19 protein-coding genes are annotated in these 22,813 nt (G+C 60.3%); 17 read left to right on the top strand and 2 right to left on the bottom strand.

What is annotated here, in order from left to right; genetic code table 11:
* The first annotated feature begins 172 nt into the window (after nucleotides 1-172).
* From F6R97_RS05095 to hcnC, 5 genes are all read left to right on the top strand, one after another.
* Complete coding sequence (locus tag F6R97_RS05095) at nucleotides 173-1,123, top strand: hypothetical protein (RefSeq protein ID WP_315866166.1); 951 nt, start codon at nucleotides 173-175, stop codon at nucleotides 1,121-1,123.
* Between the two features lie 232 nt (nucleotides 1,124-1,355).
* On the top strand, nucleotides 1,356-1,895 hold the full coding sequence (locus F6R97_RS05090) for a hypothetical protein (RefSeq protein ID WP_038982622.1): 540 nt from the start codon (nucleotides 1,356-1,358) through the stop codon (nucleotides 1,893-1,895).
* A gap of 210 nt (nucleotides 1,896-2,105) precedes the next feature.
* Entirely contained in the window at nucleotides 2,106-2,420 is a 315-nt protein-coding gene (locus F6R97_RS05085) for a (2Fe-2S)-binding protein (RefSeq protein ID WP_315866165.1), read from the top strand.
* On the top strand, nucleotides 2,417-3,826 hold the full coding sequence (hcnB, locus tag F6R97_RS05080; RefSeq protein ID WP_315866164.1) for a cyanide-forming glycine dehydrogenase subunit HcnB: 1,410 nt from the start codon (nucleotides 2,417-2,419) through the stop codon (nucleotides 3,824-3,826). Before F6R97_RS05085 ends, hcnB begins: the two co-directional genes overlap by 4 nt.
* Nucleotides 3,819-5,078, top strand: coding sequence for a cyanide-forming glycine dehydrogenase subunit HcnC (gene hcnC, locus F6R97_RS05075; protein WP_315866163.1), 1,260 nt, complete (start codon nucleotides 3,819-3,821; stop codon nucleotides 5,076-5,078). Before hcnB ends, hcnC begins: the two co-directional genes overlap by 8 nt.
* A gap of 125 nt (nucleotides 5,079-5,203) precedes the next feature.
* On the opposite strand, the gene F6R97_RS05070 is transcribed toward hcnC, so the two are convergent.
* Both F6R97_RS05070 and F6R97_RS05065 read right to left on the bottom strand, forming a co-directional pair.
* Nucleotides 5,204-5,815, bottom strand: a complete 612-nt coding sequence (locus F6R97_RS05070) for a glutathione S-transferase (RefSeq protein ID WP_050681560.1) — start codon at nucleotides 5,813-5,815, stop codon at nucleotides 5,204-5,206.
* 76 nt (nucleotides 5,816-5,891) lie between these two features.
* Nucleotides 5,892-6,812, bottom strand: coding sequence for a MurR/RpiR family transcriptional regulator (locus tag F6R97_RS05065; protein ID WP_050681561.1), 921 nt, complete (start codon nucleotides 6,810-6,812; stop codon nucleotides 5,892-5,894).
* 310 nt (nucleotides 6,813-7,122) lie between these two features.
* Here F6R97_RS05065 and iolC point away from each other — a divergent pair, with 310 nt between their 5' ends.
* From iolC to F6R97_RS05005, 12 genes are all read left to right on the top strand, one after another.
* The gene (gene iolC, locus F6R97_RS05060; RefSeq protein ID WP_315866162.1) at nucleotides 7,123-9,060 is read left to right on the top strand and encodes a bifunctional 5-dehydro-2-deoxygluconokinase/5-dehydro-2-deoxyphosphogluconate aldolase; all 1,938 of its coding nucleotides are present in this window, start codon (nucleotides 7,123-7,125) and stop codon (nucleotides 9,058-9,060) included.
* A gap of 171 nt (nucleotides 9,061-9,231) precedes the next feature.
* Nucleotides 9,232-10,125: a myo-inosose-2 dehydratase gene (gene iolE, locus F6R97_RS05055; protein WP_038982616.1), complete on the top strand. Its 894-nt coding sequence runs from the start codon at nucleotides 9,232-9,234 to the stop codon at nucleotides 10,123-10,125.
* Nucleotides 10,122-10,964: a 5-deoxy-glucuronate isomerase gene (gene iolB, locus F6R97_RS05050; protein ID WP_038982615.1), complete on the top strand. Its 843-nt coding sequence runs from the start codon at nucleotides 10,122-10,124 to the stop codon at nucleotides 10,962-10,964. Before iolE ends, iolB begins: the two co-directional genes overlap by 4 nt.
* A 44-nt stretch (nucleotides 10,965-11,008) precedes the next feature.
* The gene (locus F6R97_RS05045) at nucleotides 11,009-12,511 is read left to right on the top strand and encodes a CoA-acylating methylmalonate-semialdehyde dehydrogenase (RefSeq protein WP_315866161.1); all 1,503 of its coding nucleotides are present in this window, start codon (nucleotides 11,009-11,011) and stop codon (nucleotides 12,509-12,511) included.
* A gap of 26 nt (nucleotides 12,512-12,537) precedes the next feature.
* Nucleotides 12,538-13,359: a TIM barrel protein gene (locus tag F6R97_RS05040; protein WP_315866160.1), complete on the top strand. Its 822-nt coding sequence runs from the start codon at nucleotides 12,538-12,540 to the stop codon at nucleotides 13,357-13,359.
* A gap of 129 nt (nucleotides 13,360-13,488) precedes the next feature.
* Complete coding sequence (gene iolD, locus F6R97_RS05035) at nucleotides 13,489-15,420, top strand: 3D-(3,5/4)-trihydroxycyclohexane-1,2-dione acylhydrolase (decyclizing) (RefSeq protein WP_315866159.1); 1,932 nt, start codon at nucleotides 13,489-13,491, stop codon at nucleotides 15,418-15,420.
* Between the two features lie 31 nt (nucleotides 15,421-15,451).
* Nucleotides 15,452-16,477 carry a Gfo/Idh/MocA family protein gene (locus F6R97_RS05030; protein ID WP_048397059.1) on the top strand — a complete coding sequence of 342 codons (1,026 nt, stop codon included), beginning with the start codon at nucleotides 15,452-15,454 and terminating at the stop codon, nucleotides 16,475-16,477.
* Nucleotides 16,478-16,634: 157 nt separating this feature from the next.
* A complete protein-coding gene (locus F6R97_RS05025; protein ID WP_038982610.1) occupies nucleotides 16,635-17,495 on the top strand; it encodes a sugar phosphate isomerase/epimerase family protein in 861 nt (286 codons plus the stop codon).
* A 136-nt stretch (nucleotides 17,496-17,631) separates the two neighbouring features.
* Complete coding sequence (locus F6R97_RS05020) at nucleotides 17,632-18,684, top strand: Gfo/Idh/MocA family oxidoreductase (RefSeq protein ID WP_315866158.1); 1,053 nt, start codon at nucleotides 17,632-17,634, stop codon at nucleotides 18,682-18,684.
* A gap of 367 nt (nucleotides 18,685-19,051) precedes the next feature.
* Nucleotides 19,052-19,978: a sugar ABC transporter substrate-binding protein gene (locus tag F6R97_RS05015; RefSeq protein WP_315866157.1), complete on the top strand. Its 927-nt coding sequence runs from the start codon at nucleotides 19,052-19,054 to the stop codon at nucleotides 19,976-19,978.
* 69 nt (nucleotides 19,979-20,047) lie between these two features.
* Nucleotides 20,048-21,613: a sugar ABC transporter ATP-binding protein gene (locus F6R97_RS05010; RefSeq protein ID WP_315866156.1), complete on the top strand. Its 1,566-nt coding sequence runs from the start codon at nucleotides 20,048-20,050 to the stop codon at nucleotides 21,611-21,613.
* A gap of 56 nt (nucleotides 21,614-21,669) precedes the next feature.
* Entirely contained in the window at nucleotides 21,670-22,692 is a 1,023-nt protein-coding gene (locus F6R97_RS05005) for an ABC transporter permease (protein WP_008012126.1), read from the top strand.
* Nucleotides 22,693-22,813 lie beyond the last annotated feature (121 nt).

The following is a 22,813-nucleotide window of genomic DNA, read 5'->3' as shown; positions in this document are numbered from 1 at the left end:
TCAATGCATAAAACCCGCCGATATTACTGACTCCTTGCAAACTGCATGACCCTGAGAAGTTCATTGTTTTCAACGCATTGAAATAGAACGATTTATCCAAGTGGCGCGACTGGCACGTTGACTGCAATTGCTCGTTTGACGAGTTGTAACACCTGCCTGGAGCACTACAACAATGAACAGATCCTCTGATGGTTTTTATCCTGTCGCAGATGAGTTCAGCACGCTCTCGGGCGTGTCCTGGGCCGCTATCTTCGCCGGGGCCGCGGCGGCTGCGGCGTTGTCGCTGATCCTCGTGCTGCTTGGGTTTGGTTTGGGGTTTTCGGCGGTTTCGCCGTGGGCCCATGAAGGCGTCAGCGCCAAAAGCCTGGGTATCTCGACGATTGTCTGGCTGGCCTTTACCCAGGTCGTGGCGTCCGGGCTCGGCGGCTACATCGCCGGTCGCCTGCGGGTGAGGTGGGCCTACATGCACGGCGATGAGGTCTACTTCCGTGACACGGCCCATGGCTTCCTGGCCTGGTGTATCGCGACGCTGGTGACCGCGACCCTGGTGGTCGGCTCGGTCAGCAACATCGTCAGCGGCGGCGTGCAGGCCGGGGCAACAGTCGCCGGTGGTGCTGCCAGCGCCATGACCCAGGCTGCCGGCAGTGCGGTCGGCAATACCGACAGTGATCCGTACGGTTACTTCATCGACAGCCTGTTTCGCGATGATCGGCCAGTCGCCGTCAGCGAGGACGCCGTCAATGGCACCGTCACCCGGATCTTCGCGCGCAGTTTGCGTAACGACGGTCAGTTGGCGCCCGAAGATCGGACCTACCTGGCTCAACTGGTCGCCCAGCGGACCAACCTCACTCAAGCGGATGCCGAGCGTCGTGTCGATGAAGTCTATGCCCGCACCCAAAAAGCCGTCGCCGACGCCAAACTGACCGCGCAACAAGCAGCTGACACCGCGGCCAAAGTCGCAGCCTTGACCGCGTTGTGGATGTTTGTCGCGCTGCTGGCTGGGGCATTTTTTGCCAGCCTCGCCGCGATCTTCGGTGGTCGTCGTCGGGATGCCGTGGAGTACCTGGAAACCGATGCCTACGTGACCACCACCACAACCACGACACTGCCACCTGTTCGCTAACCCAGGAGAACCATCATGCGCTCAATATTGCTGTTCTTTCTCGGCGTACCGATCCCGATCATCATTCTGATTGCCTTGCTGACGTGACCTCTTCGAGGCACTTGCCTGCGCCGCTTCTATCTCAGGTAGAAGCGGCGTTTTGCTTTTCGGATGCCCAAGCAGCGAGAATCGCCCCAGCGGGAGCACATCTGCTTCCACTTTTAATGTTGTGTTGCCTGACAGGAGAAATACCTTGGACAAAAAGGAAAGCAAACGGCAACTGGTGGCGATGCTCGAAAGCGGGCGTTCGAAGACCGAAATTTTCAAGACGCTGTCCGGCGGCGAGGTCAAGGATCGGGTGCTGGCGTACTGGATCGGTGCCTATGCGGACCCTGCGCTGTGTCAGCGGCACTCCGGCAAGATCAAGACCTTACTTTTTCTGACGATTGCTCAAGCGTTGCTCGGTGCAGTCTTCGGGTTCTTCCTCGGCTCGATGATCGGGCCAGGTGCCGCCGTATTTTTCACCCTGTTTGCCGCAGGGGTGCCGCTGCTGTTCGTTTGGGGCTTTTACAGGAACGTTGCGCAGGCCTACACCATTTACGTGATCCTGTCCCTGAGCCAGTTTCCGCGCATGTTCCAGGGTTTTGAGGAAGATCCGTTGCTGACGCTCATTGGTGCCGCAATCACCTTGGGCATGGTGTTTTTCGTCGCTTACCTCAAAACGCTGTTGTTCCCGGACCTGGGCTTCCTGGGCTCGAAGAAGGTCAAAGGGCACTACGTTTTTTCCAGCTGAAGATTGGTGCGAGCGCGGCAGCTTTTACTGGCCTGGATCAATATTTCGTTCGGGGGTATGCCTTACCGTGAACAATCCAGGCCCTTGCCGCGACATCGATTAGTACCCGAGCAGGCCCCCTCGTTTTTGTATCTCATCGGGCCACCGCAAGTGTAAGTGCAGCATGGAGCTGGCAACCCTTACCTGAACTTTTCAAGGATGAACGTCGCAATGCAACGCCAAGACAGGACCTTCGATATCCAGCCGCTGGTGCAGGCGGACATGACCGTGCGCATCAATGGCCAAACCGTCAACGCCGCCATCGGCGAAACCGTCCTGACGGTCATTCAATCACTGGGCATTCGCCAAGTGGCCCGTAACGATCACGATCATGTCAGCGGTGCCTATTGCGGCATGGGCGTGTGCCAATGCTGCCTGGTGAAAATCAATGGCCGACACAAACGTCGTGCCTGCCAGACGATCGTGCGTGAGGGCATGGATGTCGAAACCCGAGTCAACCGCATCACCGGGCAGGAGGTGTTATGAGCCTGCGTCCGGTGATCGTCGGCGGCGGGCCGGCGGGTATGGCGGCGGCCATTGAACTGGCCCGGCACGGGGTGCGGTGTACCTTGCTTGAAGAAGCCTCACGGCTCGGCGGCGTGGTCTATCGCGGTCCGTTGCGCGATGGCGTCCAGCTGGATTATTTGGGGCCGCGTTATTCGGAAGCGCTGGCCAAGCTGCATGGAGATTTCCGGGAGCAGTCGGGCCTGATCGACGTGCGCCTGAACCATCGCGTGGTGGGGGCCGAAGGCACTCGCGCACTGGTGGCGCTGGACGCCGATGAACGCTTGCAGGAGATCGAGTATTCGCAGTTGCTGCTGGCTGCCGGGTGCCATGAACGCAGCGTGCCATTTCCCGGCTGGACCTTGCCCGGCGTGATTCTGTTGGGTGGTCTGCAACTGCAAATCAAGAGCGGCGTCGTTAAACCGCAGGGGCCGGTGCTGATCGCGGGCACCGGTCCGTTGTTGCCGCTGGTGGCCTGCCAGCTGCACACGTCCGGGGTGAGCGTCGCCGGGGTTTACGAAGCGTGTGCGTTCGGCAAGATCGCTCGGGAAAGTCTCGCACTGTTGAACAAACCGCAGCTGTTTCTCGATGGTTTGAGCATGCTCGCGTACCTGAAACTGCACGGCATCCCCATGCACTATGGCTGGGGCGTGGTCGAGGTACAGGGCGAGGGCGAGTTGAGTTCGGTGACCGTCGCGCCGTACTCCAGCACTTGGGAGCCGGACCTGAGTCGCGCCGAGCAGGTTGCCGCGCAGACCCTGGCGGTCGGTTACGGCTTCATTCCACGCACCCAACTCAGCCAGCAAATGGGCCTGGATCACGGTTTCAGCGACGACGGCTATTTGCGGGCCAGCGCCAATGTCTGGCAGCAAAGCAGCGAGCCCCACGTGCACTTGGCTGGTGACATGGGCGGAATTCGCGGTGGCGAGGCGGCCATGCTCGCGGGACGGATCGCGGCGGTGTCGATCCTGCTGCAACGCAATGTGCTGGACTTGGAGCTGGCGCTTGTCAGGCGCGACCGTTACCTGTCGAAACTCAAGTCCATCGTGCGCTTTCGCGCCGCCGTCGACCGTTACACCGAACGCGGCGCCGGGCAGACTGCATTGCCGGCCGCCGACACGTTGATCTGCCGCTGTGAACACGCGACTCGCGCCGACATCGATCGGGCGCTGGAGCAGGGCGTGCAAGACCTGGCCAGCCTGAAGATGCGCACCCGTGTGAGCATGGGCGATTGCCAGGGGCGCATGTGCGTGGGTTATTGCACCGACCGTTTGCGCGAAGCCACCGGCCGGCAAGATGTGGGTTGGTTGCGGCCGCGTTTTCCCGTCGACCCGATTCCTTTTTCCGCGTTCCAGTCTGTCGGCACGGAGGCCGCAAGCCATGAGTAAGTTCTATGACGTGGTCATCGCCGGCGGCGGTGTGATCGGGGCGTCCTGCGCCTATCAATTGTCCAAGCGCAAACACCTGAAAGTCGCGCTGATCGACGCCAAGCGTCCGGGCAACGCGACCCGGGCTTCGGCCGGCGGCCTGTGGGCGATCGGCGAGTCGGTGGGCCTGGGTTGCGGGGTGATTTTCTTTCGCATGATGTCGGCCAACCGCAAGCGCGAAGCCCAGGGCGCGGCCGTGGCGGTGGATTCCAGCACGCCGCAGATCCTGCCGCAGTCGTTCTTCGATTTCGCCTTGCAGTCCAACGCGATGTACCCGGACCTGCACCGGGAGTTGCAGGAGAATCACGGGATGGATTTCAAGTTCGAAAAGACCGGATTGAAATTCGTGATCTATGACGATGAAGACCGCCTCTACGCCGAGCATATCGTCGCTTGCATTCCGCACCTGGCGGATCAGGTGCGTTGGCTCGATCAAGCGGCACTGCGCGAAGCCGAACCGAGTGTCAGCCATGAGGCGAGGGGCGCGCTGGAGTTCCTCTGCGACCATCAGGTCAGCCCGTTCCGCCTGGCCGATGCCTACACCGAAGGTGCGCGGCAGAACGGTGTGGATCTGTATTTCAACACCAACGTCACCGGCGTGTTGCACTACGGCTCGCGGGTCAGCGGCGTGCAGACCGACCGGGCTGGCGTGTTCCGTTGCGATACGTTGATCAACGCTGCCGGTGCCTGGGCCGCCGACCTCAGCGAGCAGGCCACCGGCATTCGCATTCCGGTGAACCCGGTGAAGGGCCAGATCCTGCTGACCGAGCGCATGCCGAAGATCCTGCGCGGTTGCCTGACCACCAGCGACTGCTACGTGGCGCAGAAAGACAACGGCGAAATCCTGATTGGCAGCACCACCGAAGACAAGGGTTTCGACGTGACCACCACCTACCCGGAAATCAGCGGCCTGGTGCAAGGCGCGCTGCGTTGCATTCCGGCGCTGGCGGACATCAACCTGAAACGCTGCTGGGCCGGGTTGCGTCCAGGCTCACCGGACGAACTGCCGATTCTCGGGCCGATGAAAGGGGTGGAGGGTTACCTGAATGCCTGCGGACATTTCCGCACCGGCATCCTGACATCGGCAATCACTGGGGTGTTGCTGGATAAACTGGTGAACAACGAGCCGTTGCCGCTGGACATCACACCGTTTCTGGCGGATCGGTTTGCAGGGAAGGCGGAGGTTGGATCGAAGGGAATGGAAATGGCCTGAGGACGCCATCGCGGGCAAGCCCGCTCCCACAGGGTTTTGTGGTGAACACACAATCCGAGAACACCTCAGATCAACTGTGGGAGCGAGGCTTGCCCGCGAAGACTTCGGTCCTGGCGCAGCAATTCTCAATCGATCGGCGTACCGACAAACACCTCAAGCCCCTCGGCATATGCCGTGAACGCACTAATCCGTGGAAACTGCGCGGCCTGCACCTGATCCGGCACCACCAGGTTGGTAAAACTCCAGGCCACCGCCAGGGTAATCCCGTCCTGCGCAATCGAACCGTCGATCTTCAGCGGCTGTTTTTGCAGCTCCCGCTCCAGCGCCGAATATGCCGAAGCCAATTGCCCTTCGACCCGTTCCACCCAGGGCGCGTACTGAATCTCCGCCGGCCGCAGATTGCGTTCGTAGTAAAGCTGCACCGATTTTTCACATGCCGCCAACGCCAGACCGATCAGTCGCAGCGAGCGCAAGCGTTGCTCCAGATTGTTCGGTATCAGGCTTTTACCCGGCGCGGCCAAGGCCTCCAGGTAATCGATGATCAGCGTCGAGTCCATCAACACCTCGCCATCAGCCAGCACCAGGGTTGGGGCCTTCACCACCGGGTTGATCTGCTGGAACTGCTCGAAGTTCCTGAACACCGAAACCGATTCGTGCTCCAGCGGTATACCCAGGCATTTGGCGGAAATGGCGACGCGCCGCACATAGGGCGAATCCAGCATGCCGATCAGTTTCATTGAGCCTCTCCTTCAGACGGTCCTTGGGGGATGGACAACCTTAGCTGAGGTTCAGCGACCTGCAAACGGCATCAGGCTAATCCTCAAACCCCACTTGTTCGTGAATCTCATCAACCTTCAATTCCAGTCGATAAGCCACGGCGATAAACAGCGCCTGGCACAGGCACAAGGTCGCACTCAGCGAGCGGAAGGCAAACGAGCTGCCTTCGTTGACCAGCAGCACGGTGTTGGCGCGCTTGGCCAAAGGTGAAAGGTTGCTGTCGGTGATGATCAGGGTTTTCGCCTGATTGTGCTGGGCAATACGCAGGCAGTGCTGGGTTTCCTTGCCGTAGGGCGTGAAGCTGATGGCAATCACCAGGTCATTGGCGCGCACGCTGCGCATCTGCTCGCGGTAACTGCCGCCCAGACCCGACACCAGGTGGATGCGCTTGTTGGTGTGTTGCAGGTTGTAGACCAGGTAATCGGCCACCGCGAACGAGCGGCGCACCCCGACCACGTAGATGTTGTCGGCATTCACCACCAGGTCCACCGCTTTGTCGAAGGCCTGGTCATCGAGTTCCAGCCCCAACCGTTCGATACCCGACAGGGTGGCGTTGACGCACTCGCGCGCCAGATCGCCACCACTGGCCTTCTGCGACTTGTTGGCGATCATGCTGCGGATGCGTTGCTGGTAGTTCTGCACCGGCGTGGTTTTGTGGGTGTAGGCCTCGCGGAACAGCGCCTGCATTTCGCTGAAACCACTGAAGCCGAAACGCTGGGAAAACCGCACGATGGCCGACGGGTGCACTTCGCATTCGCGGGCGATATCGCTAATGCGGTCGACCATGATCCGGTCGCTCTGCTGGCTCATGTAGCTGGCGATGCGTTTGAGCTGGCGCGGCAGGCTTTCATATTCATCGGTGATCAGCTGCAACAAACGCTCGGCATTGATCGGAGGGCTGGCGAGATCGCTATCGGGCGTGCTCTCGGTCGTAGCCGGCTGATCGGTGCGGGACATAAGGAATCCTTCTGGCTTGTGCTTATAGAGATGACAGGCAGGTCATCCCCTGACAATAGGTTGGCTGTGCGCAGTCTACAGGGTAGGCCGGAATAAAATCTTGAGCTTGCGGCCGTCATCGGGTCTGCTGAAACGATGCACCGTGTCTGGAGCGCTTGTGTAGAAGTTTATTGGAAAAAATATTCCACGTAAAAAATATTTAGAATAATTATTGATTGTTCGGTCCCGGTCGTTTTAGTCTGCATCCACCAAGAGTGTTCGGCGCCGTCATCGCCCCGAACGCAGGCTGATAAAAATAACAGGAGCCAGCATGGGCCAGACTCGTTTTGCCAGTGGGCGTCAATTGGATCTGATTTGCCTGGGGCGCCTAGGCGTCGACCTCTATGCGCAGCAAGTCGGGGCGCGGCTGGAGGATGTGAGCAGCTTCGCCAAATACCTCGGCGGTTCGTCCGCCAACATCGCTTTCGGCACCGCTCGGCTGGGTCTGAAGTCGGCGATGCTGAGCCGGGTAGGGGACGACCACATGGGCCGCTTCCTCGTTGAATCTCTGACCCGCGAAGGTTGCGACGTCAGCGGTATCAAGGTCGATCCGGAACGCTTGACCGCCATGGTCCTGCTGGGCCTCAAGGACCGCGAAACCTTTCCTTTGGTGTTCTACCGCGAAAACTGCGCCGACATGGCGTTGCGCGCCGAAGACATCAACGAAGCCTTTATCGCCTCCAGCAAAGCCCTGCTGATCACCGGCACCCATTTCTCCACCGACGGCGTCTACAAGGCGAGCATCCAGGCGCTGGACTATGCCGAGAAGCACAACGTCAAACGGGTGCTGGACATCGATTATCGCCCGGTGCTCTGGGGCCTGGCCGGCAAGGCGGACGGCGAAACCCGGTTCGTCGCTGATCAGAACGTCAGCCAGCACGTGCAGAAAATTCTTTCGCGTTTCGACCTGATCGTTGGCACTGAAGAAGAGTTTTTGATTGCCGGCGGTTCCGAGGATTTGCTCACCGCGCTGCGCAATGTTCGGCAACTGAGCGCGGCGACATTGGTGGTCAAGCTCGGCCCGCAAGGCTGCACGGTGATTCACGGGGTGATTCCGGCGCGTCTTGAAGACGGCGCGATCTATCCCGGCGTGCGCGTCGAGGTGCTGAATGTGCTGGGGGCCGGCGATGCCTTCATGTCGGGTTTCCTCGCCGGTTGGCTGGAGGATGCGAGCGACGAGCGCTGCTGCCAGTTGGCCAATGCCTGCGGCGGTCTGGTGGTGTCACGCCATGCCTGCGCCCCGGCCATGCCGACCCGCGCCGAACTCGACTATCTGTTTAACAGTCCGGTGCCGATTACCCGGCCGGACCAGGACGCCGTGTTGCAGCGCCTGCATCAGGTCAGCGTGCCGCGTAAACAGTGGAAGCAGCTGTTCATCTTCGCCTTCGATCATCGCGGGCAATTGGTGGAGCTGGCCCACAAGGGCGGGCGCGATCTGAATGCTATCGGCGAACTCAAACAACTCTTTATCAAAGCCGTGGAGCGGGTCGAAACGGATTTGCGTGAGCAGGGCGTCGAGGCTGATATCGGCTTGTTGGCCGATCAACGCTTCGGTCAGGACTCGCTGAACGCTGCCACCGGTCGCGGCTGGTGGGTGGCACGGCCGGTGGAAGTGCAGGGCTCGCGGCCATTGGCGTTCGAACACGGTCGTTCGATTGGCAGCAACCTGATCGCCTGGCCGCAAGAACAAATCATCAAATGCCTGGTGCAATTCCACCCCGACGACGAGCCGTTGCTGCGTCTGGAGCAGGAAGCACAGATCAAGGGTTTGTATCAGGCCTCCCAGGTCAGCGGTCATGAACTGCTGCTGGAAATCATTCCGCCCAAGGATCACCCGTCGACGCATCCGGACGTGCTGTATCGCGCGTTGAAACGCCTCTACAACCTGGGCATTTACCCGGCGTGGTGGAAGATCGAAGCGCAAAGCGCCGAGGAATGGAAACAACTCGACGAGCTGATTCAGGAACGCGATCCGTATTGCCGTGGCGTGGTGCTGTTGGGCCTGAATGCGCCAGCGGCGGCCTTGGCCGAAGGGTTTCAGCAGGCCAGCCAGAGCCAGACCTGCCGAGGTTTCGCCGTAGGCCGGACGATTTTCCAGGAGCCGAGCCGCGCGTGGATGGCCGGTGAAATAGACGACGAAACGCTGATCCGCCAAGTGCAGGGCACGTTCGTCGAATTGATCGACGCCTGGCGCACGGCCCGGGCCTGACAGCTATTGGAAATTGGAATGCTATCAAGTGTGGGAGCTGGCTTGCCTGCGATGGCATCACCTCGGTCTAGCTGAAAGAACGAGTCGTCTGCATCGCAGGCAAGCCAGCTCCCACAGAAAAACCGACCGCAGCGGTCTCAGGTTTATTTGAAAACAATAAAAGGTGCAGCCATGCCCGCTATCCGAATTGGCATCAACCCGATCTCCTGGAGCAACGACGACCTGCCTTCCCTCGGTGGCGAGACGCCGTTGAGTACCGCCCTCAGCGAAGGCAAGGAAATCGGCTACGAAGGTTTCGAACTCAACGGTAAATTCCCCAAGGATGCCAAAGGCGTTGGCGACGTGCTGCGGCCTTACGATCTGGCGCTGGTCTCCGGCTGGTATTCCAGCCGTCTGGCCCGCCGTTCCGTGGCTGAGGAAATCGACGCCATCGCCAGCCATGTCGAGCTGCTGGCGAAGAACGGCGCCAAGGTGCTGGTCTATGGCGAAGTCGCTGACTCGATTCAAGGCCAGCGCATTCCCTTGGTCGAACGCCCGCGTTTTCACACCGAGCAGGCGTGGCAGGAATACGCCGACAAGCTCACTGAACTGGCACGCTTCACCCTGTCCCAGGGTGTGCGCCTTGCGTATCACCACCACATGGGCGCCTACGTCGAATCCCCGGCGGACATCGACAAGCTGATGGCGCTGACCGGCAGCGAAGTCGGCCTGCTGTTCGATTCGGGCCACTGCTACATGGGCGGCGGTGAACCCTTGCAGGTGCTGCGCAAACACATCGAACGCATCTGCCACGTGCATTTCAAGGACGTGCGCAAACCGGTGGTGCAACTGGCGCGCAACAACCTGTGGAGCTTCCCGGACTGCATCATCAACGGCACGTTCACCGTGCCCGGCGATGGCGACATCGACTTCGGCGCCTTGCTCGACGTCCTGCTGGGCGCCGATTACCACGGCTGGTTGGTGGTCGAGGCCGAGCAGGATCCAGCGGTGGCACCAAGTTACGTCTACGCCAAAAAAGGCTACGACACCTTGCGCGCACTGCTCAACGAGAGGACCGTGCGATGAGCCTGTTGGTCAAAAGCAATGCTCGCGGCCGGACCATGGTCGAGTTGGGGCAGGGTGAGCTGGAATACGTCGGTTTCGCCGCTTACCGCCTGAGCCTCGGCGAAACCCTGCCGGTCAGCGCCGGCGACAAGGAACTGTGCCTGGTGCTGCTCAGCGGCCGGGTCAGCATCAAAGGCGAAGCGCCGGGGCAGGGCGCGTTCGACTGGGACAACATCGGTGATCGCCAGTCGGTGTTCGAAGACAAATCGCCGTTCGCCGCGTACTTGCCACCGGGCAGTCAGGCGCAAGTGGTCGCACTCAGCGACGTGCAGATCGCCGTTTGCTCTGCGCCTGGCTCCACTCTTGAAGCCAATAGCGAAAAGATCGCAGCCTTCGGCAGCTCCTACGGCCCACGGCTGATCAAGCCCGACAGCATGAAACGCAGCGTGCGCGGCAAGGGTGCCAACACCCGTTACGTCTGCGACATCCTGCCAGACACCGAGCTAGCCCATTCGCTGCTGGTGGTGGAAGTGCGCACACCGTCCGGGCACTCGTCGAGCTACCCGCCGCACAAGCACGACACCGACGATCTGCCGCATCAGAGCTTTCTCGAAGAAACCTATTACCACCAGATCAACCCGCCCCAAGGCTTCGTGTTCCAGCGGGTCTACACCGACGATCGCAGCATCGACCAGGCCATGGCCGTGGAAAACAGTGATCTGGTCGTCGTGCCCAAGGGTTATCACCCGGTCAGCGTGCCCTACGGCTACGAGTCGTATTACCTGAACGTGATGGCCGGCCCGAAACGCGTCTGGCAGTTCCATAACGATCCGCAGCACAGTTGGCTGCTTGATCTCTGAACTAAAAAGCCTGAATTCCCACATTCGAACGGAGAACAAGAACAATGAGTGACGCCCAGGTAATAGGCCATTACATCGACGGTCAGGTGCAAGACAGCGGCAGCGAGCGGTTCAGCAATGTCTTCAATCCGGCCACCGGCAGCGTTCAGGCGCGAGTCGGGCTGGCCAGCCAGAAAACCGTGGACGAAGCCGTCGCCTCAGCCCTGAAGGCGTTCCCGGCGTGGTCCGAGCAATCGTCCCTGCGCCGTTCGCGGGTGATGTTCAAGTTCAAGGAACTGCTTGACCGCCATCACAACGAACTGGCGGAAATCATCAGTCGCGAACACGGCAAGGTGTTCTCGGACGCCAAGGGCGAAGTGACGCGCGGCATCGAAATCGTCGAGTACGCTTGTGGTGCGCCGAACCTGCTGAAAACCGAGTTCAGCGACAACATCGGCGGCGGCATCGACAACTGGAACTTGCGTCAGCCTCTGGGTGTTTGCGCCGGAGTCACGCCGTTCAACTTTCCGGTGATGGTGCCGTTGTGGATGATTCCGATCGCGCTGGTCACCGGTAACTGCTTCATCCTCAAACCGTCCGAGCGCGACCCCTCGGCCAGTTTGCTGATGGCGAAATTATTGACCGAAGCCGGTTTGCCGGACGGTGTGTTCAACGTGGTCCAGGGTGACAAGGCCGCGGTCGACGCCTTGCTGCAACACCCGGACATCGAGGCGATTTCCTTTGTCGGTTCGACGCCGATTGCCGAGTACATCCACCAGCAAGCGACCTCGCGCGGCAAACGCGTACAGGCGCTGGGCGGGGCGAAGAACCACATGATCGTCATGCCCGACGCCGATCTGGATCAAGCGGCCGACGCGCTGATCGGCGCGGCGTACGGCTCGGCCGGTGAGCGCTGCATGGCGATTTCGATTGCCGTGGCGGTCGGTGATGTCGGCGACCAACTGATTGCCAAATTGCTGCCGCGCATCGATCAACTGAAAGTCGGCAACGGCATGCAGGGCGACAGCGACATGGGGCCACTGGTGACCGCCGAGCACAAGGCCAAGGTCGAGGGTTTTATCGGCGAAGGCGTGGCCCAGGGCGCGCAGCTGATTGTCGACGGGCGCAACTTCAAGGTGCCGGGCGCCGAGAATGGCTTCTTCGTCGGCGCAACGCTGTTCGACAACGTCACGACCGAGATGAGCATCTACCAGCAAGAGATTTTCGGCCCGGTGCTGGGCATCGTGCGCGTGCCGGATTTCGCCAGCGCCGTGGCGTTGATCAACGCCCATGAGTTTGGCAACGGCGTGTCGTGTTTCACCAGCGACGGCGGCATCGTCCGTTCGTTTGCCCGCAGCATCAAGGTCGGCATGGTCGGCATCAACGTACCGATTCCGGTGCCCATGGCCTGGCACTCGTTCGGCGGCTGGAAGCGCTCGTTGTTCGGTGATCACCACGCCTACGGCGAAGAAGGCATCCGCTTCTACAGCCGCTACAAAAGCGTGATGCAGCGCTGGCCCGACAGTATTGCCAAGGGCCCTGAATTCAGCATGCCGACAGCCAAATAATTCACCTGTGCGGAGAACAACAAAAAATGAGCAAACCCCTGCGTTTCGCCCTGAACCGTATGGTCGCCCCACGTTTGTCCCTGCCCGCGTTCATCGAGTTGGCGGTGACCCTCAAGGCCGACGCCATCGAGATCCGCAACGACCTCAAGGGCGTCGAAATCGAGGACGGCACCGCGCCCGAACACGTGCGTGAGCTGTGCGCGGCCAAAGGCATTACCGTGCTGTCGATCAACGCGCTGTATCCGTTCGATGTCTGGAATGACGAGCGCCGCGCACACGCGCTGAAGCTTGCTGCTTATGCCCGTGATTGCGGCGCGCTGGGTTTGGTGATGTGCCCGTTGAACGACCGCGCCGATCCACGAACCGAGGCGCAACGCGCTTCCGGCCTGCGCACGGCGTTGAGTGAACTGGCGCCGATCCTGCGTGATCACGGCATCCTCGGTTTCATCGAGCCGCTGGGTTTCGAAGAATGCTCGCTGCGGCGCAAACGCACCGCGGTCGATGCAATCAAGGCCATCGGTGGGCTGGATGTGTTCCGTCTGGTGCATGACACCTTTCACCATCACCTGGCCAGCGAACATGAGTTCTTTCCCGAGCTGACCGGGCTGGTGCACATCTCCGGCGTCGAAGATGCCGAGGCGCCGCTGGCGACCATCCGCGACGGCCACCGGGTGCTGGTGGGCGAGGGCGACATCCTCGGCAACGCGGCGCAAATCGAAACCTTGCTCGCTACCGGCTACAGCGGCTACCTGTCGTTCGAACCGTTCGCCGACAGCGTCCATGGCCTGGCGGATATCCAGACGGCGATTGGCGCGAGCATGGATCACCTGCAGAAATCCCTGGCCTGACATCTCCCCCCGTAGGAGCTGCCGAAGGCTGCGATCTTTTGATCTTGTTTTTAAAGATCAAGATCAAAAGATCGCAGCCTTCGGCAGCTCCTACGGGGGATCGGATTTGCATACGGAAAAGGTGCAAGCATGACCACAACAAGACTGACCATGGCCCAGGCCCTGGTGAAATTCCTCGATAACCAGTACATCGAGGTCGATGGGGTTCAGAGCAAATTCGTCGCCGGGATCTTTACCATTTTCGGCCACGGCAATGTGCTGGGTCTGGGGCAAGCCTTGGAACAGGACAGCGGCGACCTGATCGTCCATCAGGGTCGCAACGAGCAAGGCATGGCCCACGCCGCCATCGGTTTTGCCAAGCAACACCTGCGGCGCAAGATCTACGCCTGTTCTTCATCGGTGGGCCCGGGTGCGGCGAACATGCTGACCGCTGCCGCGACGGCCACCGCCAACCGTATTCCCTTGCTGCTGTTGCCCGGCGACGTTTATGCGTGCCGCCAACCGGACCCGGTGCTGCAACAGATCGAGCAGTTCCACGACCTGAGCATCAGCACCAACGATGCGTTCAAGGCCGTGAGCAAATATTGGGACCGGATCAACCGTCCCGAGCAACTGATGACCGCGGCGATCCACGCCATGCGCGTGCTCACCGACCCTGCCGAAACCGGCGCGGTGACCCTGGCCTTGCCGCAAGACGTGCAGGCCGAGGCGTACGACTATCCTGATTATTTCCTGCAAAAACGCGTGCATCGCCTCGAGCGCCGCCCGGCCACCGAAGCGATGCTCGGAGATGCGTTGGCCCTGTTCAAAGGCAAGCGCAAGCCGCTGATAATCTGCGGCGGCGGAGTCAAATACTCGGGCGCCAATGCAGCGTTGCAGGCGTTCGCCGAGCGCTTCGATATTCCCTTCGCCGAAACCCAGGCCGGCAAAAGCGCGGTGGTGTCCAGCCATCCGCTGAACGTCGGCGGGATCGGCGAAACCGGCTGCCTGGCGGCGAACCTGCTGGCCAAGGATGCTGATTTGATCATTGGTGTGGGCACGCGCTACAGCGATTTCACCACCGCGTCGAAGTCCTTGTTCAAACACCCGGACGTGCAATTTCTCAACCTCAATATCAGCCCCTGCGATGCCCTGAAACTCGACGGCGTGCAGTTGCTGGCAGACGCCAAAACCGGCTTGAGCGCCTTAGCCGATGTGTTGGGCGACTATCGCTCCAACTGGGGCGATCAAACCCGCGAGGCCAAGGCGCAGCTGGATGAGGAAGTGGATCGCATCTATCAGGTTGAGTATCAGACCGAGGATTTCGTCCCGGAAATCAACGACCACCTGGACCCGGCGGTGCTGCGCGAATTCATCGAGCTGACCGGTTCCTGCCTGACCCAGAGCCGGGTGCTCGGCGTGCTCAATGAAACCCTGGCCGATGACGCCGTGATCGTCGCCGCCGCCGGCAGTTTGCCCGGTGACTTGCAGCGCAGCTGGCGCAGCAAGGGCGTGAATACTTACCACGTCGAGTACGGTTATTCCTGCATGGGTTACGAGGTGAACGCCGCACTGGGCGTGAAGCTCGCCGAGCCTGAGCGCGAGGTCTACGCACTGGTGGGCGACGGCTCCTACATGATGCTGCACTCGGAACTGGCGACCTCGATCCAGGAGCGACGCAAGATCAACGTGGTGCTGCTGGACAACATGACCTTCGGCTGCATCAACAACCTGCAAATGGAACACGGCATGGACAGTTTCGGCACCGAGTTCCGTTTCCGTAATCCGCAAACCGGCAAGCTCGATGGCGGCTTCGTGCCGGTGGATTTCGCCATGAGCGCGGCGGCTTACGGCTGCAAGACTTACAAAGTGAACACCGTTGAAGCGTTGCAAGCTGCGTTGGCGGATGCGCGGTTGCAGACGGTGTCGACGCTGATCGATATCAAGGTCCTGCCCAAAACCATGATTCACAAATACCTGTCGTGGTGGCGGGTCGGCGTGGCGCAAGTCTCCACCAGCGCCCGCACCGATGCGGTGGCCAAGACCCTCAATGAGCGACTGGCCAAGGCCCGTCAATACTGATTGCCCTGAACGAACCCACAGGAGTGTTTATATGTCTTTGCTTTCCAATTCGTTGCGGATCGGCGTTATCGGCACCGGGGCCATCGGCCAGGATCATATCCGTCGTTGCAGCCAGACCTTGCTCAATAGCCAGGTTGTCGCGGTCACCGACATCAATTTGCAGCAAGCGGCCAAGGTCGTTTCCGATCTGAAACTGACTGCCGAGGTCTATCCCGACGGTCATGCGCTGATCAAGGCGCCGGAAGTCGAAGCGATCCTCGTGACCTCATGGGGTCCGAGCCACGAAGAGTTCGTGCTGGCGGCGATTGCCGCCGGCAAACCGGTGTTCTGCGAAAAGCCACTGGCGGTCACCGCCGAAGGCTGCCTCAAGATCGTCGAGGCCGAAGTGGCCCACGGTAAACGGCTGGTGCAGGTCGGTTTCATGCGTCCGTACGATGAAGGGTATCGGGCGTTGAAAGCAGTGATCGACAGCGGCCAGATCGGCGAACCGTTGATGCTTCACTGCGCCCACCGCAACCCGACCGTGGGTGGGAACTACAAGACCGACATGGCGATCACCGACACGCTGATCCATGAACTGGACGTGTTGCGCTGGTTGCTCGACGACGATTATGTGTCGGTGCAAGTGGTGTTCCCGCGCAAGACCAGCAAAGCCCACGCCCATTTGAAAGATCCGCAGATCGTGCTGCTGGAAACCGCCAAGGGCACGCGCATCGATGTGGAAGTGTTCGTCAATTGCCAATACGGCTACGACATCCAGTGCGAAGTGGTGGGGGAGACCGGCATCGCCAAACTGCCGGAGCCGTCGCAGGTTCAATTGCGCAGTGGGGCGAAACTGTCCAATGCGATTCTGATGGATTGGAAGGACCGTTTCATCGCCGCGTATGACGTCGAATTGCAGGCGTTTATCGACGGCGTACGGGCCGGGCAGGTCGGTGGGCCGTCGGCGTGGGATGGTTACGCGGCAGCGGTGGCGGCTGATGCGTGCATCGACGCGCAGAACAGCGGGCAGATCGTCAAAGTCGGCCTGCCAGACCGCCCCCGTTTCTACGGCTAACAAAACCTGATCTTTGCTGACACTCATCGATCATGTAGGAGCTGCCGCAGGCTGCGATCTTTTGACTTCGCTTTTTAGAATCAAGATCAAAAGATCGCAGCCTTCGGCAGCTCCTACAGGGGACGGCGTCGATTCTGGTTAAGGAGAACAAAAAAACATGCGCATCGCACTAGACCCCTACATGTACCGCAACCTGTCCCTGGGCAAGATGGTCGACAAGGTTGCCGAGCTCGGTTACGAACACATCGAGCTGTCGCCCCGGGAAGATTTCCTGCCGTTCTATAAAGCCCCACGGGTCGACAAGGCGCGGATCAAGGAATTTCGCAAAGCCTTGAGCGACACCGGGGTCAAACTCTCTTCCTTATTACCGATGTACCACTGGGCCGCCGCCGATGAAGGTTTGCGTGTGGCTGCCGTGCGAAACTGGAAGCGCGCGATCCAGATTGCCGTGGAGATGGACTGCGAACTGGTCAACACCGAGTTCACCGGCCAGTCGGACAACCCGCTGGTCTGCGAGAACCAGTTCATGCGCTCCATGGACGAGTTGATTCCCGAGTTCGAACGCGAAGGCATCAAGCTCGATATCCAGGCCCACCCTTACGACTTCTGCGAGCGCAATAACGAGTCGGTGGACATCATCCGCGGCCTGGACCGTGACTGGATCAACTACCTCTACGCCGCACCGCACACGTTTTTCTATGACGACGGTGTCGGTGATATCGCCTCGATGCTCAAGTACGCCGGCTCAAAGCTGAGCCACCTGATCATCGCCGACACCTACAACCACAAGGCCTCCTCGGGCTTGCGCTACATCGTCAACCCGCCGGGCGTCACCGCCACCGTGCACCAGCATCTGGACATCGGCCAGGGCGAAGTCGACTGGGAAGCGTTTTTCGGCACATTGCGCGAGATCAAGTTCGATGGCATTGCCACCGTCTCGGTATTCGCCTGGGAAGACCGGCCGGATGAGTCCAATCGCATGATGCTCGAACGCGTCAAAAACGAACTCTGCCGCTGACCGACCTACACAAAACCTGTGGGAGCGGGCTTGCCCGCGATGACGGCGGCACATTCAACATACCTGTGATTGTCAGACCGCTATCGCGGGCAAGCCCGCTCCCACAGGTGTCGCGTTCTATAAGGAGAATACTTTCATGCGTATCGGACTTGTCGGTTACGGCCATGGCGGCCGGTTTTTCCATGCACCGCTGATCAGCAGTTTGCCGGCGGCGACCTTCGTGGGCGTGGTCACCCGTTCTGCCGAGCGCCGGCAACTGCTGGCGGCGGAACATCCCGGTGTGCCGGCCTTCGACGGCATCGGCCAAATGGTCGAAGCCGGGGTCGATGTGCTGGTGATCTCCACGCCGCTCAAAGGTCGCCCGGCGCTGGTGCTCGACGCCATCGAACACGAGGTGGCGGTGGTCAGCGACAAGCCGTTCGCTGCTGATGCGCAACAGGCGCAAACCCTGATCACCATGGCCGAGCGCCAAGGCGTGCAACTGAGCGTCTACCAGAACCGGCGCTGGGACTCGGACTTTCTCACCGTGCGCAAACTCATCGAGTCCGGTGCGCTGGGGCAGGTCACCCGTTTTGAATCGCGGATCGAGCGCTATTCGCCGCAGTCGGTGAACAACGGCAGCGGCGGCGGTTTCCTGCGCGATCTGGGCAGCCATCTGGTGGATCAGGCGCTGCTGCTGTTCGGTCCCGTCACCCGGGTTTACGCCGAACTGGATTACCTCGAAAAAGGCCAGCCCTTCGACAACGGCTTCTTTATGTCCCTGACCCATGCCAACGGCGTGATCTCGCACTTGGGTGGCAGTTGCCTGCAAAACACCCCCGGCCCGCGCTTTCGCGTGACCGGCACCCAGGGCTGCTACAGCGTCGACGGTCTGGATGGGCAGGAGGCGTCGACCCTCGCCGGGCTTACGCCGAAATCCGAAGGCGAGCGTTGGGGCGTCGAAGAGCACCGGCGCTGGGGCTGGTTCGAGCAGGGCGAGGTGCGTGAACGGGTTCCCTCCGAGCGTGGCTGCTGGAATCAGTTCTATTTGCAGCTACAAACCGCGTTACAGAGCGGTGGCCCACTGCCGGTCGACGCCCGTGATGCACTGGCGACCACCCGCGTGCTAGACGCTGCGCGGCTAAGTTTCGAGCGGCATCAAGTGGTGGCACTGAGCCCGTTCGAGAGCCATGGAATAAAATCAGAATAAAATTCTAAAATGAGTTGATATAGAAATTATTTTCCAATAAAGTCGTTTCCAGGTTGCCGACTATCAACGTCCGATCACGCTCAAGCAGGCCTTGAACGAGTGAAGGACGCACCAAAAACAAGAAACAAAAGCCAGGTACCGTCGATGAAAACCTTCAACTCTGCTCTGCATGCTTTACGTTCCGCGCTACACCTCTCTCGCGACCTGCCTCGCGTCTCGTTTCATTCCTTTTTCCGCTTGCTCTGCATCGAACGCAAAGGCGCCCTGGTCTGTTGCATTCCCGGAGCGCCGATTGTCCGCTTGCCCACTCACTGAAATCGTCACGCCTTATCCATAAAACCAACAAGAATGTGGAGAAAGACCTTTCATGAAGACCAAGATCCGTTTCGCCTCGCTGGCCTTGTCCCTGATGTTCGCCAGCGGCGCCGCACTCGCTGACATGAAGATCGGCGTCAGCATGTCGCAGTTCGATGACACCTGGCTGACCTACCTGCGCGAATCCATGGACACCAAGGCCAAGTCCTATCCCGATGGCGTCAAGCTGCAGTTCGAAGACGCCCGCAGCGACGTGGTCAGGCAGCTGAGCCAGGTAGAAAGCTTCATCAGTCAGAAGGTCGACGCCATAGTGGTCAACCCGGTGGATACCGCCGCCACCAAGAAAATCACCGAAGCGGCGGTCAAGGCCGGTATTCCGTTGGTGTACGTCAATCGTCGTCCCGATGACATGAACCTACCCAAAGGCGTGGTCACTGTCGCCTCCAACGATCTGGAGGCCGGCCAGATGCAGATGCAGTACCTGGCCGAAAAAATGGGCGGCAAGGGCGACATCGTGATTCTGCTCGGTGATTTGGCCAACAACTCCACCACCAACCGCACCAAGGGCGTAAAAGAGGTGCTGACCAAGTACCCGAACATCAAGATCGAGCAAGAACAGTCCGGCATCTGGTCGCGGGACAAGGGCATGACTCTGGTCAACGACTGGCTGACCCAGGGCCGCAAATTCGACGCGGTGGTCTCTAACAACGACGAGATGGCGATTGGCGCGGCAATGGCCCTGCAACAGGCAGGCGTCGCCAAAGGCAGTGTGCTGATCGCCGGTGTCGACGGTACGCCCGACGGTTTGAACGCGGTGAAGAAGGGCTCTCTGTTGGTCTCGGTGTTCCAGGATGCCAAGGGTCAGGCGGACGGTTCGATCGACACGGCGGTGAAAATGGCCAAGAGCGAACCGGTCGAGCCAGCCGTGTGGGTGCCGTATCGCCTGATCACGCTGCAAAACGTCGACACCTTCAAATAGCCCGTCCGTTCGATAACAACAATAAGCACGCAAGGTTGCGACGCGACCTTGCTGATGGAGGACCTGATCATGTTCGCTTCAGCGACTGCTTCGAGCACCCCGGTAATGGGTGTCCAGCCAACTGCAACACCTGTCGATGAGCCGTACCTGCTGGAGATCATCAACGTCAGCAAGGGTTTTCCCGGTGTGGTGGCCTTGTCCGACGTACAACTTCGGGTGCGTCCCGGTTCCGTGTTGGCGCTGATGGGCGAGAACGGCGCCGGCAAATCCACCCTGATGAAAATCATTGCCGGCATCTACCAGCCGGACGCCGGCGAGTTGCGCCTGCGGGGCAAACCGGTGGTCTTCGAAACACCGCTGGCTGCGCTCCAGGCCGGGATCGCAATGATCCATCAGGAACTCAACCTGATGCCGCACATGAGCATCGCCGAGAACATCTGGATCGGCCGCGAGCAGCTCAATGGCCTGCACATGATCGATCACCGCGAAATGCACCGTTGCACCGCCAAACTGCTGGAGCGTCTGCGGATCAACCTCGACCCGGAAGAGTTGGTGGGCAACCTGAGCATCGCCGAACGGCAGATGGTCGAGATCGCCAAGGCGGTGTCCTATGACTCCGATGTCCTGATCATGGATGAGCCGACCTCGGCCATCACCGATAAGGAAGTCGCTCATCTGTTCTCGATCATTGCCGACCTCAAGAGCCAGGGCAAAGGCATCATCTACATCACTCACAAAATGAACGAAGTGTTCAGCATTGCCGATGAGGTGGCGGTGTTCCGTGACGGTGCCTACATCGGCCTGCAGCGGGCCGACAGCATGGACGGTGACAGCCTGATTTCAATGATGGTCGGCCGCGAGCTGAGCCAGTTGTTCCCGGTGCGCGAGAAACCGATCGGCGATCTGTTGCTGTCGGTACGCGACCTCAAGCTGGATGGCATTTTCAAAGACGTCTCCTTCGACCTGCATGCCGGCGAGATCCTTGGCATCGCCGGGTTGATGGGCTCGGGGCGGACCAACGTCGCCGAAGCGATTTTTGGCATCACCCCAAGCGACGGCGGTGAAATCCGCCTCGACGGCGAGGTGGTGCGCATCAGCGATCCGCACATGGCGATCGAGAAGGGCTTCGCGCTGTTGACCGAAGATCGCAAGCTCAGCGGCCTGTTCCCGTGCCTGTCGGTGCTGGAGAACATGGAAATGGCAGTCTTGCCCCATTACGTCGGCAACGGCTTCATCCAGCAGAAAGCCCTGCGGGCGTTGTGTGAAGACATGTGCAAGAAGCTGCGGGTGAAAACGCCGTCGCTGGAGCAATGCATCGACACGCTGTCCGGCGGTAATCAGCAGAAGGCCTTGCTGGCGCGCTGGCTGATGACCAATCCACGCATCCTGATTCTCGACGAGCCGACCCGGGGTATCGATGTCGGCGCCAAGGCCGAGATCTACCGGCTTATTTCCTACCTCGCCAGTGAAGGCATGGCGGTGATCATGATTTCCTCGGAGCTGCCGGAAGTGCTGGGCATGAGCGACCGGGTCATGGTCATGCACGAGGGCGATCTGATGGGCACCCTCGACCGCAGCGAAGCGACCCAGGAACGGGTAATGCAACTGGCCTCGGGCATGTCCGCGGTTCACTAATGGATGCTGGCGGTGGCCATGGCTGCCGTCGCGACGTAATAGAAGGGTGAGTGGTTATGAACGCGATACTGGAAAACAAGCCTGCAGTGGCACCGGTCAAGAGTCGCCGGCGCTTTCCAACCGAGTTGAGTATCTTCCTGGTGCTGATCGGCATCGGCCTGGTCTTCGAAATGTTCGGCTGGATCGTGCGGGACCAGAGCTTCCTGATGAACTCTCAGCGCCTGGTGCTGATGATCCTGCAAGTGTCGATCATCGGTCTGCTGGCGATCGGCGTGACCCAGGTCATCATCACCACCGGTATCGACCTGTCCTCCGGTTCGGTGCTGGCACTGTCGGCGATGATCGCCGCCAGCCTGGCGCAGACCTCGGATTTTGCCCGGGCGGTGTTTCCGTCCCTGACTGACTTGCCGGTGTGGATTCCAGTGATCGTCGGGCTTGGGGTGGGATTGCTGGCGGGGGCGATCAACGGCAGCATCATTGCGATTACCGGGATTCCGCCGTTCATTGCCACCCTCGGCATGATGGTCTCGGCCCGTGGCCTGGCGCGCTACTACACCGAAGGTCAGCCGGTGAGCATGCTCTCGGATTCCTACACGGCCATCGGACACGGCGCGATGCCGGTGATCATCTTTCTGGTGGTGGCGGTGATCTTTCACATCGCCCTGCGCTACACCAAGTACGGCAAATACACCTACGCCATCGGCGGCAACATGCAGGCTGCGCGCACCTCCGGGATCAACGTCAAGCGGCATCTGGTGATCGTCTACAGCATCGCCGGGTTGCTTGCGGGCCTGGCCGGGGTGGTGGCGTCGGCGCGGGCCGCGACCGGGCAGGCCGGGATGGGCATGTCTTATGAACTGGACGCGATTGCCGCGGCGGTCATCGGCGGCACCAGCCTGGCCGGTGGCGTCGGGCGGATCACCGGCACCGTGATCGGCGCGTTGATCCTCGGGGTCATGGCCAGCGGCTTTACCTTTGTCGGCGTTGATGCTTATATTCAAGACATCATCAAGGGGCTGATTATTGTGGTGGCGGTGGTCATCGACCAGTACCGCAACAAGCGCAAACTCAAGCGCTGAAGCCGGAAGAAACACGAAAATGCGCCACGCCTGACCCGCGTGGCGCAGCCGTTTGTCTTCTATATACAGCCGCTCGACTGAATTTCTTGCTATAAACGCACTCCGATAAGCGGCTCAAAGC

The organism is Pseudomonas sp. JV414 (assembly GCF_032424305.1).
Classification (GTDB): domain Bacteria; phylum Pseudomonadota; class Gammaproteobacteria; order Pseudomonadales; family Pseudomonadaceae; genus Aquipseudomonas; species Aquipseudomonas lini.
The sequence above is the reverse complement of the archived record's forward strand: the minus strand, read 5'-3'. Positions and strand labels throughout refer to the sequence as shown.

Excerpts from the sequence above, each read along its gene's own strand:
- F6R97_RS05095 (WP_315866166.1), top strand. The coding sequence starts at position 173 with ATGAACAGATCCTCTGATGGTTTTTATCCTGTCGCAGATGAGTTCAGC.
- F6R97_RS05085 (WP_315866165.1), top strand. The coding sequence starts at position 2,106 with ATGCAACGCCAAGACAGGACCTTCGATATCCAGCCGCTGGTGCAGGCG.
- hcnB (WP_315866164.1), top strand. The coding sequence starts at position 2,417 with ATGAGCCTGCGTCCGGTGATCGTCGGCGGCGGGCCGGCGGGTATGGCG.
- hcnC (WP_315866163.1), top strand. The coding sequence starts at position 3,819 with ATGAGTAAGTTCTATGACGTGGTCATCGCCGGCGGCGGTGTGATCGGG.
- F6R97_RS05070 (WP_050681560.1), bottom strand. The coding sequence starts at position 5,815 with ATGAAACTGATCGGCATGCTGGATTCGCCCTATGTGCGGCGCGTCGCC.
- F6R97_RS05065 (WP_050681561.1), bottom strand. The coding sequence starts at position 6,812 with ATGTCCCGCACCGATCAGCCGGCTACGACCGAGAGCACGCCCGATAGC.
- iolC (WP_315866162.1), top strand. The coding sequence starts at position 7,123 with ATGGGCCAGACTCGTTTTGCCAGTGGGCGTCAATTGGATCTGATTTGC.
- iolE (WP_038982616.1), top strand. The coding sequence starts at position 9,232 with ATGCCCGCTATCCGAATTGGCATCAACCCGATCTCCTGGAGCAACGAC.
- iolB (WP_038982615.1), top strand. The coding sequence starts at position 10,122 with ATGAGCCTGTTGGTCAAAAGCAATGCTCGCGGCCGGACCATGGTCGAG.
- F6R97_RS05045 (WP_315866161.1), top strand. The coding sequence starts at position 11,009 with ATGAGTGACGCCCAGGTAATAGGCCATTACATCGACGGTCAGGTGCAA.
- F6R97_RS05040 (WP_315866160.1), top strand. The coding sequence starts at position 12,538 with ATGAGCAAACCCCTGCGTTTCGCCCTGAACCGTATGGTCGCCCCACGT.
- iolD (WP_315866159.1), top strand. The coding sequence starts at position 13,489 with ATGACCACAACAAGACTGACCATGGCCCAGGCCCTGGTGAAATTCCTC.
- F6R97_RS05030 (WP_048397059.1), top strand. The coding sequence starts at position 15,452 with ATGTCTTTGCTTTCCAATTCGTTGCGGATCGGCGTTATCGGCACCGGG.
- F6R97_RS05025 (WP_038982610.1), top strand. The coding sequence starts at position 16,635 with ATGCGCATCGCACTAGACCCCTACATGTACCGCAACCTGTCCCTGGGC.
- F6R97_RS05020 (WP_315866158.1), top strand. The coding sequence starts at position 17,632 with ATGCGTATCGGACTTGTCGGTTACGGCCATGGCGGCCGGTTTTTCCAT.
- F6R97_RS05015 (WP_315866157.1), top strand. The coding sequence starts at position 19,052 with ATGAAGACCAAGATCCGTTTCGCCTCGCTGGCCTTGTCCCTGATGTTC.
- F6R97_RS05010 (WP_315866156.1), top strand. The coding sequence starts at position 20,048 with ATGTTCGCTTCAGCGACTGCTTCGAGCACCCCGGTAATGGGTGTCCAG.
- F6R97_RS05005 (WP_008012126.1), top strand. The coding sequence starts at position 21,670 with ATGAACGCGATACTGGAAAACAAGCCTGCAGTGGCACCGGTCAAGAGT.